This is a genomic window from Haladaptatus rarus (assembly GCF_054177585.1).
In genome coordinates this window covers 134,158-147,481 of the sequence record NZ_JBPEHG010000004.1, presented here as the reverse complement: position 1 = coordinate 147,481, position 13,324 = coordinate 134,158, and the positions used below count along the sequence as shown (strand labels likewise).

Sequence of the window (13,324 nt, the reverse complement as noted above, 5' to 3'; positions counted from 1 at the left end):
TCAGTCGTCTGAGTCCCCGAGAGCGACATTCCCACTTATAGCGGTACTCTGGTTTGTGTACTCCTCGTTGGCCGTTGTCTCCGCGATGGAGGGCGGGCTATGGTCTTCCCGCCAATCGTGATTGGTCCACTTGAGGTACACGGGCCGTGCCATCGACCCAACCGCGTTAGTCTGCCGTCTCAAGAACGATTCCGACGCTACGAGGTCAGCGTGACCCTCGAAGCCACACGGACATGTGAGCGAGTCCCCGTGGCGAATCGTGTCTGCTCTATCACCACACTCGGGACACTTCTGACTCGTCCACGCCTCAGACTCCTCCTTAACCGCGATGCCGTACTCTTCGCAGACGCATTCGAGACGATCGATGAATCGGCGGTACGCCCAGAAGTTGTGCGTTTTCTCGTTCACACGCGGTGACCAGTGCGTCGAGAGAACATCCTTGATGTCGCCAACGGACAGCGTTGAAACGCCCTCGTCGTACAAGCGTTCAACGAGGTCACGAACGAGCGCGTTTTGGGCGTGGTTGCGGCGGTTCGTGCGGTTGCGATACAGGCGGTCGATGCGTGTGCTGGTCTTGCGCTGGTCGTCGAGGAGCGACTGATAGTACGCGATTCGCTTGGTGGTTTCGCGGAACTCTTCGAACAGGTCGTGTCCGTCGTACAGGATTTGTGAGCCGGTTGTGACTGTGCAGGCGACGAGGTTATTCGCGCCAACGTCCAAGGCGGCTTCGTGGGAAGCCAGTGGTGAATCCAGTCGAGAATCGCCGATGGTGACTGGTTGGAAAGCCCTGAACGATTCGGCGGTTTCGTCGTACACGAGTTCTAACCGGTTCTGTTCGCCACTCCACTTTGGGTCGCCCGACACGTCGACTCGAAGACGCTGGTTCCGATTCAATTTGAGTTCGTCTTTGAGTTCGGAGCCAATCGGGACTTCGAGCCGGGATCGCTTTCCGAATTCGATGGTGTACTGGTCGTTGCGGACGTAGGTTCGTAGCACCCGTCCGTTTTCCTCGTTGCCCCAGTATCCTGGTGGCGAGGGTTTCTCATCGAGTTTTCCAGCGTGGTACTTCTCGTTAAGTTTAAAGAACGACCGCCACGCCTCGCTGTTCTTGCGGATGATTTGTTGGGCGACCGAACTGCTGAGAACACCTTTGTACTTACCTTCGAGACTGCCGGTGTCGGCGTCCCAGACGTTTTCGTCGTCTTCGAGGAAGGCTTGGCGGCGAGCGTAGTTGGTCTCATTCCAGAGACTTGCAGAAGCGTCCAACCAGCGGACAAACACCGCTCGCTCCTTCTCGGAGCGTGGGCGGACGTTGAACTGGTTGGTTCGCTTCATCAACCAATTATAGGCACTGTCTAGTTGAGCCAACTTGAGGAATGAGCAGGTTGTTGAGTAACTTGCCTAGAGATGCTCGCAAACCTGCTCAATGAAGACCTAGACGCGGATTTAGAAGAAACTTGGGAGAACGAGCGGACGGCGACGCCCGTCAGGGCGTTCGCCGTCCGGCTCCATGCGACCGGTTGTTCTCTCAGAGAGACAAAAGCAATTTTAGGGATTTTCGACGTAGAACGGTCACATCAAGCGATTTTTCAGTGGGTGTATCGGCTGGCTGACAGCGTCTCCGACCCGCCGTCGGCGACGCCGACGCGGGTCGCGGTAGACGAAACCGCTGTCAAGATTAACGGCGAGTGGTCTTGGGTGTACGCTGCAATAGATACTGAAACAAAGTTGCTGCTCGGTATCGACGTGTTTGATCGGCATGGCACTGATCAAGCGGCTGCGTTCCTCTCTGATTTGGCCGAGAAACACGATCTCTCGGATGCAGTGTTTCTCGTCGATGGCTACGGATATCGGACTGCCCTCTTTCGAATTGGATTGAGCGGTCGGCTCAACTACACAGAGCGAAACCTGATCGAAAAATGGTTTCACACGCTCAAACAGCGCATCGACCGCTTTTATACGTCGTGGGTAGGCAGTCAACCGAGCGTCCAGCAGTGGCTTGAACAATTTGTGCATTACTATAACCATCAGAGACCCCACCAATCGCTCGACAATCGAACACCTGTCGAGGAGGAGCTAAACTAGACAGTGCCCAATTATACGAATTGTTGTTTTGTAAAGGTATGGATTGGCGTTGGAGACTCAAACTGCTATTAGACGTGGTTTCTGTAGTGTATTGTCGGATTCATCTCTCGACTGAAGTCGTGGGCTTTCTCCTTGTCTTTGTGTAATCCTCGACTTCGTGTCTCACGAGTTGGTAAGTCATCCGTCACGGTGTTCAGACAGTGCCACGATAAACAGCTCGACGACCGAGCAGCAATCAGCAGGAAAGGTATCGAGCCGAGAAATCAGCTTACACGCCGGTCGAATACCGCAGGATGCCAGCGACGCCGCCGAAGGCGTTCATCAGTTGCTCGCCTTTCTCGAAGTCGGTGCTGATGAACTTCGTCTCCGTGCCGCGCTGTTCGGCGATGGTCATCAGGTATTCGATGGCGTCCTCGCGTTCGACCATCTCGGCTTCCGAGCCGTCTTCGCAGGTGTGTTCGGGCGTGTTCTTCCGGCGGTCGACGAACTCGTACTCCTCTTTGTCGCCGCAGTCGTAGACGATCACGTCGCGGCGGAGGTCTTCGGAGAGGAGCAGGCGGTCGACCGAACCCATCACGAGATTCTTGCGCGTCGGCTCGAACCCGTAGGTGGCGAGGTCGCCCTCGTGAAGTTCTTTGAAGAACGTCTCCATCTCGTTCTTGTCCTTCATCACCTCGGCGTCGGCCAGCGCGTCCGACGCGGCATCCACGAGGTCGTAGAGACCGGACTCGTCAGTGTAGGAGATGTCGAACTTGCCGAGCACCTTGTCGTCGATCTCGTGGTGGAGGTAGCTACCGTCCATGAACTCGTCTTTGGTCGGTGAGGGACCACCGACGAGCACGCCATCTAAGTCGTGGCGTTTCGGGACGAACAGGTCGTCCGCCATCTCCGCGACTTCCTGATAGAAGTTGTCGATGGCTTCGAGACGCAGCCGGTGGAAACGCTGGGCGGACTGCCCACCTTTGCGCTGCTTGCCCGGCACGAGCGACGAGGCGGATTTGACGGGTTCGACGCGCTTGCCCTTCAGCCACCCGACGTTGGCTTCGCGTCGGTCGAGAACGATGAGACCGTACAGGCCCTTGTCGCCGAGCATCTCCTCCAGCGGCTCCGTGAGGAACTCCGAGTCACAGTGGTAGCGGAACGACTGGATCGGCTCCGGTGGGTCTTCGAGCACCTTGGTGACCATGTCGGTCTGCCCGCCGCCGGAGTTGATCGCGCCGCTGAAGATGACGATCCCGTTGTCCGGCGGGAAGGTGTCGTAGTAGCGCAGGCGGTCTTTGATGGACGTCAGTGCGTCCTGGACGTTGGTTCGCGTCTGTTTCGATTTGATGTTGCTCGCTTCGCTGTGCTCCTGCGTGACGTGTGCGACCACGTCGCTGATCTGCTTGTCCGGCGGGATGTAGATAGTGACGAGTTGTGTCCCAGAGCCTTCGTACTCCCGGAGGTCTTCGATGACCTTCTGGAACTCGTATCGCTTCCTGTCGGACTGTTCGCCCTCCTGCTGGCTCATTACACTCATCTAGCCGCCCCAGTGGGTAAGTAACCTTTGACCTCCAATCGTACTTTCTGACAAATCTGTTCTAGATCGTATAATTCTATTTTATCGGCACTGTCTAGTCAACGATTCTGCACCTCCTCGACAGGCGTGCGGTTGTCGAGCGCTTGATTCGGTCGCTGGAAATTATAGTAGTAAACGAAGGCGGCGAGCCAGCGCCTGGCCGAGAAACGCGGCGGCTGGGTCCGTTCCCCGCTGTTCAGAAACGACCGCATCGAGCAGCAGTTTCGTCTCAACATCGATCGCGGCGTACAGCCAGTGCTGCTTGGTGCCGATCTTCACCGCTGTTTCGTCAACCGCGACCCGCGATGGCCGCCGTCGGCGGGTCCGGGGCGGTCTCCGTAATACGGTGAACCCACTGGAACACCGCCTGATGTGACCGAATCACACCGAACTGCTCGAGCGCGGCGGCCGTCTCACGAAGTGAGATACCTGTCGAGTGAAGCCGCACCGCGAGCGCTCTGAGGGCGCTCGCGGTGCTCTCGTCGTCCCAGCATTCAAGCGGATTCGGTTCCCGAGAGACAGTGAATGGTTCTTGGGCGGCCATAGCATCCGTCTCCAAGAACAGTTCGCTCTTTGACTAGACAGTGCCATTTTATCGGTGGTGTCTAGTCATCGGTTCATCACTTTTTCGGCAGGAGTGCAGTTGTCGAGTGCCTGATTCGGTCGCGCGACCTTTCGTTCACTCTATCGGGTCACGATCACTCCGTGTGCTGGAAGAGTATGTCGCGGGACGGGGGCGGAAACCGAAAGTAAACTCGCCGCCGCTATCGACGAGCATTTCGGGTCCTGCGAGGGATTCAAGCAGGATTTCTCCGTGGCAGCGAAGAACGTTGAAGGGGTCAGGTTGGCGGATGTTAGTCTACGACCACATCGCGGACGAGCAGATGGTCGTTCAGGCTGAAAGCGAGATATTCGATGATGGTTTCTCCAAGCGAGAGGGCACGTCTTTGCCGGTCATCGACGAGCAAAGCAAGTACAATCTCTCCCGTGGTCTCAAGAACGTAGGAGTGGTTCACCCTGATTCAATGCCTGTGGAGACTGCGCTCGCCGTGGATACGTCCGTATCTGCAAAGCGCGTTTTGGAAGCAGGAAGCCCCGTCCTCAACGCGCGAAGCGCGTGGGGCGGGATAGCTCACTATGCGACGCCCTGGTTCGGCACTATACCCGACTCAACACGACACCGAACAGTCGCTTAGTCCATCAGCACGTCGATATCCGGTTCGTTAATACGTCGCCTTACGAATGAGTCGTACCATCACTTATGAAGCCACCGCCCTTCAAAGACCATGGTTATTTTGACATATTTCAACATTTCAGCCTCTACTTTGTCATATTGCGAAATTCCGGCCCTAACCCTAGGATTTATAATCATGCATTTATTCATTTTGGTCATATCACCAATGCCGGGGACAGTATACGCGGTTGCATGTGGGAAAGGAGGTGTAGGAAAGACGGTGACCGCAATCAACCTCGGGGCGATGCTCGCGGCGGCAGGGCACGAGGTAATCATTGTCGACGCAGATCTTGGGATGGGGAATGTCGATAGCTATCTCGATTGCGATGTTGACGGGCCGACCCTCCACGAGGTGCTCGCGGACGACGCGAGCGTCGAAGATGCGGTGTACGAAGCGTCAGGTTCCATTGACGTGCTACCCAGTAGTACTGATATTCACGCGTTCGCCCAGTCGAAGACGGCGAACTTACAAAACGTCGTCGTCCAACTCCGCGATGAGTACGAGTACATCGTGTTGGATACGGGTGCTGGTGTCAGCTACGACACCATGCTTCCCCTCTCGCTTGCAGACGAAATTCTCCTCGTCACCACACCGGATTTCGCCGCGGTACGCGACACCTCCAAAACGGCGGAACTCATAGCTCGCGTTGATGGAACCGTTCGTGGCACGGTGCTTGTCCAACGAGATAACGGTTGGATGAACGTCGACGACTTGCAGAGGAGATTTGACATAGACGTTCTCACCGTGGTTCCCGACGATGAGGCGGTTTCCACGTCAATCGATGCGGGTAAACCGTTGGCCGTGGCTGTGTTCGCATCGAACTCCCCTGCTGCAAACGCGTATCGTGAACTGTCCAACATTCTTACTGACACGACCGACACGCCTGAAACTTCCGACGAGTCCAGTTCATCATCATCGTCCGAACAGGTGAGAGATGACTCGGAATCGGAACAGGCGAAATCCGACGCTAACACGCGGAATGCTCCCTCAGCTGCTGCCGACGTGGATGAGGGGATGTCCGAAACACTCACGGATTACATATATGTCCGAAATCGTCAGGATGACGACGATAGCGAGGATGATGACGATAGCGAGGATGACGACGATAGCGAGGATGACGACGATAGCGAGGATGACGACGATAGCGAGGATGACGACGATAGCGAGGATGACGACGATAGCGAGGATGACGACGATAGCGAGGATGACGACGATAGCGAGGATGACGCTATTGCCAGACGTTCACCAGTATCTACTGCTCTGTTTCAAGACGAGGACGACGAGAAAAGAAACAATTTGCTCGATCGGTTCAAATCCCGGTTCAAATAACGTTGACAGAGTAACGTATCTGGACACGGTCTACCAACATGGACGTGGCGGAAGTTGGTTCGGTTTCCCCTTTGGTTCCGTTTTGATGGACTGTTCTGTTTCTACTGGTCACGATTGTATACGCCAGCGGCAACGTGTTCGCGGCACTGAGATTCGTTCACACCGACCCGGGTGTTTCGATACTGATGACGCCTAGCGCGTTCTGTTTTGCGGCAGCCATGAGTGCCAGGCAAGCGTCGCGCACGTCTTCGCCCTCCGGTTTCGGAAAGCAACGCAAACCCGCCCCTAGCGCCTCTGAGTAGCGATTTTCTCCCCGTGAGTCGTGACGGGCATGGACTACTGGATGGTCGACATCCCGCCACGCGGCGAGTAATGTTCTGTTCGTACACACTTGGTTTCGGTGCGGGTGCTATACTGTTCGTCAGTGGTGATATGCTCGCATCACCGGGGTTCGTTCACATCGACTCGGGTGCTTCGATGCCGATGACGTTCAGTGCGTTTGCGATGGTGTGTTTCGATGCAGCGACGAGTGCGAGGCGGGCATCACGCAGGTTATCGTCCTCTGCGGTGAGGACAGGGCACTCGCGGTAGAACGTGTTGAACGTCTCCGCGAACTGGCGGGTGTAGGTGGCGACAGCGTGGGGTTCGAGGTCGTCTGCGGCCTCTTCGATGACGTGGGGGAACTGTGCGATGACCTCGATGAGTTCGCGTTCTTCCTCGGTATCGAGGAGCGACGGGTCGATGTCTGTGGGGACGACGCCGCTTGCTCGCGACTCGTCACCGCTCGCTGTTTCCGAGGTGCGTAGCACCTCGCCCGCTTCCTCGATGATACCACAACAGCGCGCGTGGACGTACTGGACGTAGGGGGCGCTCTGGGCCTCGAAGTCGAGTGCGCGATCCCACTCGAACGTGATGGTCTTCGTGGGCTGCTTCGAGATGATGTCGTAGCGCACCGCGCCGATACCGACCTGGCGAGCGATGCGGTCGATGTCTGCCCCCGAGAGGTCGTCGTCGCGGATGCGGTCGTCCATGCGCGTTTCGACCTCCTCACGGGCGCGCTTTTCGGCCTCGTCCAGCAGGTCGTCCATGTCGACACCCGTCCCTGCACGGGTGCTCATACCGCCTTCGGGGAGGTTGACCCACGAGTAGTGGAACGTGGTCAACTGGTCGGTGTCGTTGCCGAGGATCTCCAGTGCCTGCGCGAGTTGTTCGCCCTGGAGTTTGTGGTCTTCGCCGATGACCGTCACGGCGCGGTCGTAGTTGTCGAACTTCCACTCGTGGTGGGCCAGATCGCGGGTCGTGTAGAGGCTTGTGTCGTCCGAGCGCAGGAAGACCAGCTTCTTCTCGATACCGAACTCCGAGAGGTCGAGTTGCCACGCGTCGTCCTCGTACACTGCGTACTCCGTCTCCTTCAGACGGGAGACCACGTCGTCGGTGCTTCCGTCGCGCATGAACCGGGTCTCCTTGACGAACTCGTCGAACTCGGCGGGAAGGCGGTCTAACGTGACGCGCATTCCGGAGAGGACGGTATCGACCACTTCGCCGACGCGCTCGTAGGTCGCTTCGTCGCCGTCTTCCAGCCCTTGCAGGATGGCCTGGATCTCGGTCTCGGCCTCTTCTACGTCTTCCGGGTCGGCTGCTTCGAGGTAGGCGTTCCCTCTGCGGTAGTAGCGCACGAGGTCGTAGTCGGCGCGTTCGCGCTCCGGAGCCGGGAGGTCGTCCTCGTCGAACGTCTCGTAGGCCCACGTGAACACGGCCATCTGGCGACCCGCGTCGTTGACGTAGTAGTGGCGGTCGACGTCGTGGCCCGCGAAATCCATGATCCGTGCGATGGCGTCGCCCGTGATTGGGTTGCGCGCACGCCCGACGTGGATCGGCCCGGTCGGGTTCGCGCTGGTGTGTTCGACCACGACGCGCTCGCCGGTCGGGTCGAGGCGACCGTACCCTTCGTCCTGTGCCGACTCGACCGTCTCGTCGTAGTAGGCATCGCTCGGCAGGAAGTTGACGTACGGCCCCTGTGCGATCGCGGCGGAAACGTGGTCGTACCCACTCACGTCGATCTCGTCTGCGATATCGCCTGCGACTTTCGGTGGGGGTGCGCCCACCTCCCCGGCGAGTCGGAACGCCGCGCTGGAGGCGAGTACGGCGTCCACGCCCTCCGGGGGCGTCTCGATTCCGAGGTCTTCGGTCGGGAGGTCGAGGGAAGAGAGCGCCTCGTGAAGGGCGTCCTCGACTTCCTCCCTGAAGCGTAGGAACATACCCGTCCATTCCGGGTGGCCCAGTAAATGGGTTTCTGTCTGGGAGACGACCCCCAGTGGAACTCTACTCGCCGTGGAAGGCGGCCCACCGGAGCATGCCGTGGAACGCGAGTGCGGAGTCGTACCGGTCGCTCGGATTCGACGCGGTCGCTGTTCGGAGCACGTCGCCGAGGTCGCCGGACGCCGATTCGATGCTCTCGGTGGCTTCGACCGTCCTGTCACCCGTCAGGAGTTCCACCGCGAGCAGCCCGAGGTCGTACACGTCGTCTTCGGTACTTCGTTCCGACTCGGCGTGCCACCATCCCGTGACGACCACTCTCTCGTCTCCTAGCAGAATATACTCCGGCCTCGGATTCTCGTGGACGACCCCCCGCCTGCGCGCTCGGTGGAGCGTCTCGGCGACCGACGAGACGATCTCGACCGCTTCGCTTCTGTCCCGTGGATCCTCCGATTCTGCGAGTGGTCGCCCATCGACGTGCTCCAGTGCCAGCCACGGTTCGGGGTCAGTTCCCCAGTCGTGAACTCGCTGGACGCCATCGAAATCGAGTTCGTTCCACGCCTGCGCATCTGTTTCGAAGGACTCCGGTGGGTCGTTGAATCGTCGGAGCAAGACCGTTTCACCATCGGATGTGCGAGCGAGGTGCGTTTCGTCGTCGATTCGATCGTGGAGTTCGTAGCCGTTCCACGTCGGAACGTCGCCGGTTTCGGGTTCGCCACCGCAATTCCTGTCGTGCTTGCGGTAGCGACGATACGCTCCGGCGAAGATCGCCCCGCCGAGAAGACCGCCTGTCAGTAGTCCGACGGGGGAGGTGACGGTTCGGACGGCGTCGTAGACTGGCGTCGAATCGGGGTCGGAAAGTGCGTAGACGGTTCCATCCGCAGTGCTCAGGAACACCGTCCCGTCGGCCATCCTCGGGAGCCAGGTGAGTCCAGTCGGATGTTCGAATCGCCAGTGAACTTCGCCATCGGTCGGCGAGAGCGAGTACGTCGCTCCCTTCCTGCTGTGGACGATTACTCTGTCGTCTCCGACACCGGCCACGAACGGCGTTTTCTCGCTATCGACGGAAAATTGCCAGCGTCGGTTTCCGTCTCGCGTCGAAAGCGCAGTCACACTCCCGGATTTGGAGATGAAAACGGTGTCGCCGACGACATGCGGTCGCCAGTTCGGGTTCGTGCCGATGTCCACTCGCCAGCGTTCTTTCCCCTCTGTTGCCGACAGTGTCCGGACGAATCGACCATCTACGAGATAGACCGTGTCGCCGTATATCGTACCGGGAAACGAGAACGAATCGTCGTCGTCCGTCTCGTACTCCCATCGTTTTGCTCCGTCACGGGTTGAGAACACATGGAGCACTCCGTCATTCGAGTTCCACACGAAGAGCGCGTCTGCTGCACCTTCGATCGGATAGATGTTCGACGGAGCGGGAAATTCTGTCTTCCAGTCCACCGTTCCAGTCTCTGCGGAGAGTGCGTACAGTCTTCCGTGAATCGTTCCGACGTAGAGGCGGTTGCCATCGTAGTAGGGGCTGCGCCACACTCCTCCGGATGTATTGAACCGCCATCGCTCGCTCCCGTCGGTTCGTGCCAGTGCGACGATTCCGTCGTCCTGAACGATAGCGTCGCGTGCCGTCACGAGTTCGACCGTGGGAAATTGACCGCCTTCGTACCGCCATCGTTCGCTCCCATCGGTTCGTGAGAGTGCGGAGACCGTGCCACCGTCCTGGATGTACGCAGTATCGTAGGTGGGAAACACGCCCAGTTCTCTTGGTTTGGTCAGTTGTTCCGGTTCTGCATCGTATCGCCACTGCTCGTCTCCGAAGGCCGAGAGTGCGTGGACAGTGCTATCGGTTCGAGCGTACAGCATTCCACTGACGATCTTCGAGATCTTTGCTGGCTCGTCGCCGGTGTCGAACGTCCACGACGTCGTCGGACTGGGCGCGAACGTGCGAGCCGGGTTCGGCAGACTCCAGAGAGGAACACTCGCTCCGGCACTTCGCATGAAACCCCGTCTGGTCGGCGACCAGCCGCTCATTTCTCGAATGATATTCTCGATACTCAATAGGTGTTCGCATGAATTGCTCCGTGGGTTCGAAGGGAGAGCGTCAGAGTCGTGGTGTGATGTGAGGCACGCCGAGGAAAGAACGTTTTAGATCTGGACTGCATTTGTCCTGCCAATGAGCGAATCGGACACCGTCGAGAAGACCTCGACGAGCAATCAGAACTCGAAGGGTTCTGATGACGGCCCCAAACAGGTAGACTCCCCGAACTACCATTACGAGAACCACACGGCCGCCCAGACGTGCGGCTGGACGGCCAACGCACTTCTGGGTGAGGGAAAATAGCGTTTGACTACACTGCGTCACGCTAGTTAGGTACAGATTCGCTCGGCATACAATCTCTGCTCTCCGCGAACTCCCCGTTTTCACATACGGTCAGATGGTTCCGCTGTCCTCTATTGACGTGCTCGAAGTCGGTGCATGATTCACGGAGTTTCACAGTCGGTGTTTTCTCCCGGAAGAAGAGTTCTGTTATCGGGTACAGGGTGATTGTGGAGACTGTCTAGACTGGGATGACTATCAGAGCGGATTCTCGGAAAGGCGCGAAAACGACGGGGTGAGTGGCTAAAGCAGTAGATTGCGTGCGGAGTATCCCGCAGAACGATGGGATGCGTCTGGATTGGTTCGCCGATCGGTCGTTCACACACGGATTCTGTCTTGCGGTTTTTGGGTTCGTAGGCGTCTCTCAGAATCACGCCAGTCCGACTGTCTGCTTGCCAGCTATCGACTCGCACGGGAATCTCGGGAGAGGAGGCATCTCTCCACGATATTCGATTGTAGAACGCTACGCGCATACTCCATTCTTCGTCTTCACAGTCATTCCCTATTGCTTTGTTTCTCCCTTCCTTGCGGGTGGTTGAGCCGATTGTGAATTGGCAGAGGATCACGTAGCTCTCGGGAGGCACATGCTCATCGATTCGTTGCGCGGATTTCTCTATGTGTCCTGCGCTCGTGACCTACCCACAACTGAAGTCGCGGGCTTTCTCACTGCTTCCGTCGTACGAACGAGTAGAGGATTGCGCCGAATTTTGCACTCGTTATACACCCTCGTCGCGGTGGGTTGGTGACAAATTGTACTCCACACACCCATCATCCGTCTCTGACCGTCATCGATGGATTCGAATTCGTCTGTTGGATATGGTCGGAGCGTTTGCTGTCGACTCCTCCCAGCTATCGTACGGGCGACCTTTTTTACGGTGTGACTCGGGACTACGCGCATGGGTCACGATTCCGAACTGGCAGGTCGTATCCAGCACACCGAAGTCGGGCCAACTGCAGACCGTGATCGCATCCTCGACGTCCTCGATGCGTGTCTCGAGTACGGATTCGATGGTGCGATGGTGCAGCCATGTTGGGTTCCACTGGCGGCAGATCGACTGGCTGGCACCGACGTGTCGGTCTGTACGGCGCTTGGCTATCCCTTGGGCGGCGACTCACCGCTCACGAAGGCAACGGGGATTCGCGATGCGATTGCAGCGGGTGCCGATGAACTCGACGTGATGGCGAATATCGGCTTTCTTAAATCCGGCAAAGATGAGGAATTTCGTCGCGAACTGGATATGCTGGTCGAGGCATCCGGCGATGCGACCATCAAACTCATGTTGGAACTCGGCGGGCTCACTGCCGATGAGGCCGCCCGTGAAATCGAATACGCCGTCGATGCGGGGTTCGACTACCTGAAGAACTCGAGTGGGTTCGGTGCTGGCGGGCAGGCAACTGTCGAGGACATCACATTCATCGCCGAACGCACGCCCGACGATGTCGGCGTGAAAGCGAGTGGCGGCATCAAGACGGCAGCCCAGGCCCGTGACCTTCTGGATGCTGGTGCAGATCTCCTCGGTGCCTCAAGCGGCGTCGAGATCGTTACGGGAAGTGAAGGCGATGACGGATACTAACACGAACGCCCGCGTCATGGTCGTGGGCTCGTACAATCACGGACTGACGGTATCGACGCCCTACATCCCGGTTCCCGGCGAGACGGTACTCGGAAGCGATTTCGTGGAGGGTGTCGGTGGGAAAGGCTCGAATCAAGCGGTGGCGGCCGCCCGCCTCGGTGCGGCCGCGTCGTTCGTCGGCTGCGTCGGTTCCGACCGCTTTGCCGACGATGCAGTCTCGCTCTGGGCGGCCGAAGGCGTCGACGCTGCTGTTTCCCACATCGAGGACGCACATACCGGCGTGGGTATCGTCATCGTCAACGAAGACGGTGAGAACGCCATCGTGGTTGCCCCCGGTGCGAACTCACATCTCGACCGCGACACGGTGGAGAATTCGGCGGCGGCGATCACCACGGCAGACGTGCTCCTCTGCCAATTGGAAACCACCGACGAGCCCGTTGCCGCAGCGGGCGAAATCGCCGCCGCAAATGAGACAGAGTTCATCCTGAATCCAGCACCGGCACGCGAGGTGCCTGCAGATGTCCTTGCGAACGTCGATGTCCTCACTCCCAACAGAGCGGAAGCACTCATGCTTGCGGGGCATCCACCAGACGCCGACCTCGATGCGGTGGTTCTGGCCGAGAATTTGCTCGAGATGGGGCCTGATGCCGTGGTGCTCACACTCGGCGGTGACGGTGCGCTCGTCGCGACAGCCGAGATGACGAGGCGCGTGCCACCAGTCGACGTCGATGTCGTCGACACGACGGGCGCAGGTGACGCGTTCAACGCCGGGTTCGCTGTCGCTCGCGGCGAAGGAGCGTCCCTCGTTGACGCGGCTCGCTTTGGGTGTCGCGCTGGCGGACTCGCGTGTACTACCTACGAAGTCGTTCCAGCACTCCCAGATCGAGAGGCAGTCGAGACGCTTTGA

At 58.5% G+C, this 13,324-nt stretch carries 8 protein-coding genes and 3 pseudogenes; 6 read left to right on the top strand and 5 right to left on the bottom strand.

The features are described 5' to 3' along the window. A complete protein-coding gene (locus tag ACR3FE_RS11880; RefSeq protein ID WP_458207346.1) occupies nucleotides 1-1,335 on the bottom strand; it encodes an RNA-guided endonuclease InsQ/TnpB family protein in 1,335 nt (444 codons plus the stop codon). A 72-nt stretch (nucleotides 1,336-1,407) separates the two neighbouring features. On the opposite strand from ACR3FE_RS11880, the gene ACR3FE_RS11875 reads away from it, so the two are divergent. Beyond that, nucleotides 1,408-2,085 carry an IS6 family transposase gene (locus tag ACR3FE_RS11875; RefSeq protein ID WP_458207345.1) on the top strand — a complete coding sequence of 226 codons (678 nt, stop codon included), beginning with the start codon at nucleotides 1,408-1,410 and terminating at the stop codon, nucleotides 2,083-2,085. A 268-nt stretch (nucleotides 2,086-2,353) separates the two neighbouring features. On the opposite strand, the gene prf1 is transcribed toward ACR3FE_RS11875, so the two are convergent. Together prf1 and ACR3FE_RS11865 are read right to left on the bottom strand one after the other, a co-directional pair. Then, entirely contained in the window at nucleotides 2,354-3,595 is a 1,242-nt protein-coding gene (gene prf1, locus ACR3FE_RS11870; protein WP_458207344.1) for a peptide chain release factor aRF-1, read from the bottom strand. A gap of 107 nt (nucleotides 3,596-3,702) precedes the next feature. Continuing rightward, nucleotides 3,703-4,187, bottom strand: a pseudogene (locus ACR3FE_RS11865) (DDE-type integrase/transposase/recombinase). 433 nt (nucleotides 4,188-4,620) lie between these two features. Here ACR3FE_RS11865 and ACR3FE_RS11860 point away from each other — a divergent pair. Continuing rightward, nucleotides 4,621-4,839: pseudogene (locus ACR3FE_RS11860) on the top strand (hypothetical protein); the annotation flags it as partial. Between the two features lie 90 nt (nucleotides 4,840-4,929). Beyond that, nucleotides 4,930-6,207, top strand: coding sequence for an AAA family ATPase (locus ACR3FE_RS11855; RefSeq protein ID WP_458207343.1), 1,278 nt, complete (start codon nucleotides 4,930-4,932; stop codon nucleotides 6,205-6,207). A 455-nt stretch (nucleotides 6,208-6,662) separates the two neighbouring features. Here the strand turns inward: ACR3FE_RS11855 and argS are convergent, their stop codons facing one another. Together argS and ACR3FE_RS11845 are read right to left on the bottom strand one after the other, a co-directional pair. Continuing rightward, nucleotides 6,663-8,465, bottom strand: a complete 1,803-nt coding sequence (gene argS, locus ACR3FE_RS11850) for an arginine--tRNA ligase (RefSeq protein ID WP_458207342.1) — start codon at nucleotides 8,463-8,465, stop codon at nucleotides 6,663-6,665. A gap of 64 nt (nucleotides 8,466-8,529) precedes the next feature. Beyond that, a complete protein-coding gene (locus ACR3FE_RS11845; RefSeq protein ID WP_458207341.1) occupies nucleotides 8,530-10,464 on the bottom strand; it encodes an outer membrane protein assembly factor BamB family protein in 1,935 nt (644 codons plus the stop codon). A gap of 175 nt (nucleotides 10,465-10,639) precedes the next feature. On the opposite strand from ACR3FE_RS11845, the pseudogene ACR3FE_RS11840 reads away from it, so the two are divergent. The 3 genes and pseudogenes from ACR3FE_RS11840 to ACR3FE_RS11830 form a co-directional block, all read left to right on the top strand. Then, a pseudogene (locus tag ACR3FE_RS11840) lies at nucleotides 10,640-10,804 on the top strand (4-demethylwyosine synthase TYW1); the annotation flags it as partial. A 935-nt stretch (nucleotides 10,805-11,739) separates the two neighbouring features. After that, nucleotides 11,740-12,417: a deoxyribose-phosphate aldolase gene (gene deoC, locus ACR3FE_RS11835; RefSeq protein ID WP_458207340.1), complete on the top strand. Its 678-nt coding sequence runs from the start codon at nucleotides 11,740-11,742 to the stop codon at nucleotides 12,415-12,417. Further along, on the top strand, nucleotides 12,404-13,324 hold the full coding sequence (locus ACR3FE_RS11830; protein ID WP_458207339.1) for a ribokinase: 921 nt from the start codon (nucleotides 12,404-12,406) through the stop codon (nucleotides 13,322-13,324). Before deoC ends, ACR3FE_RS11830 begins: the two co-directional genes overlap by 14 nt.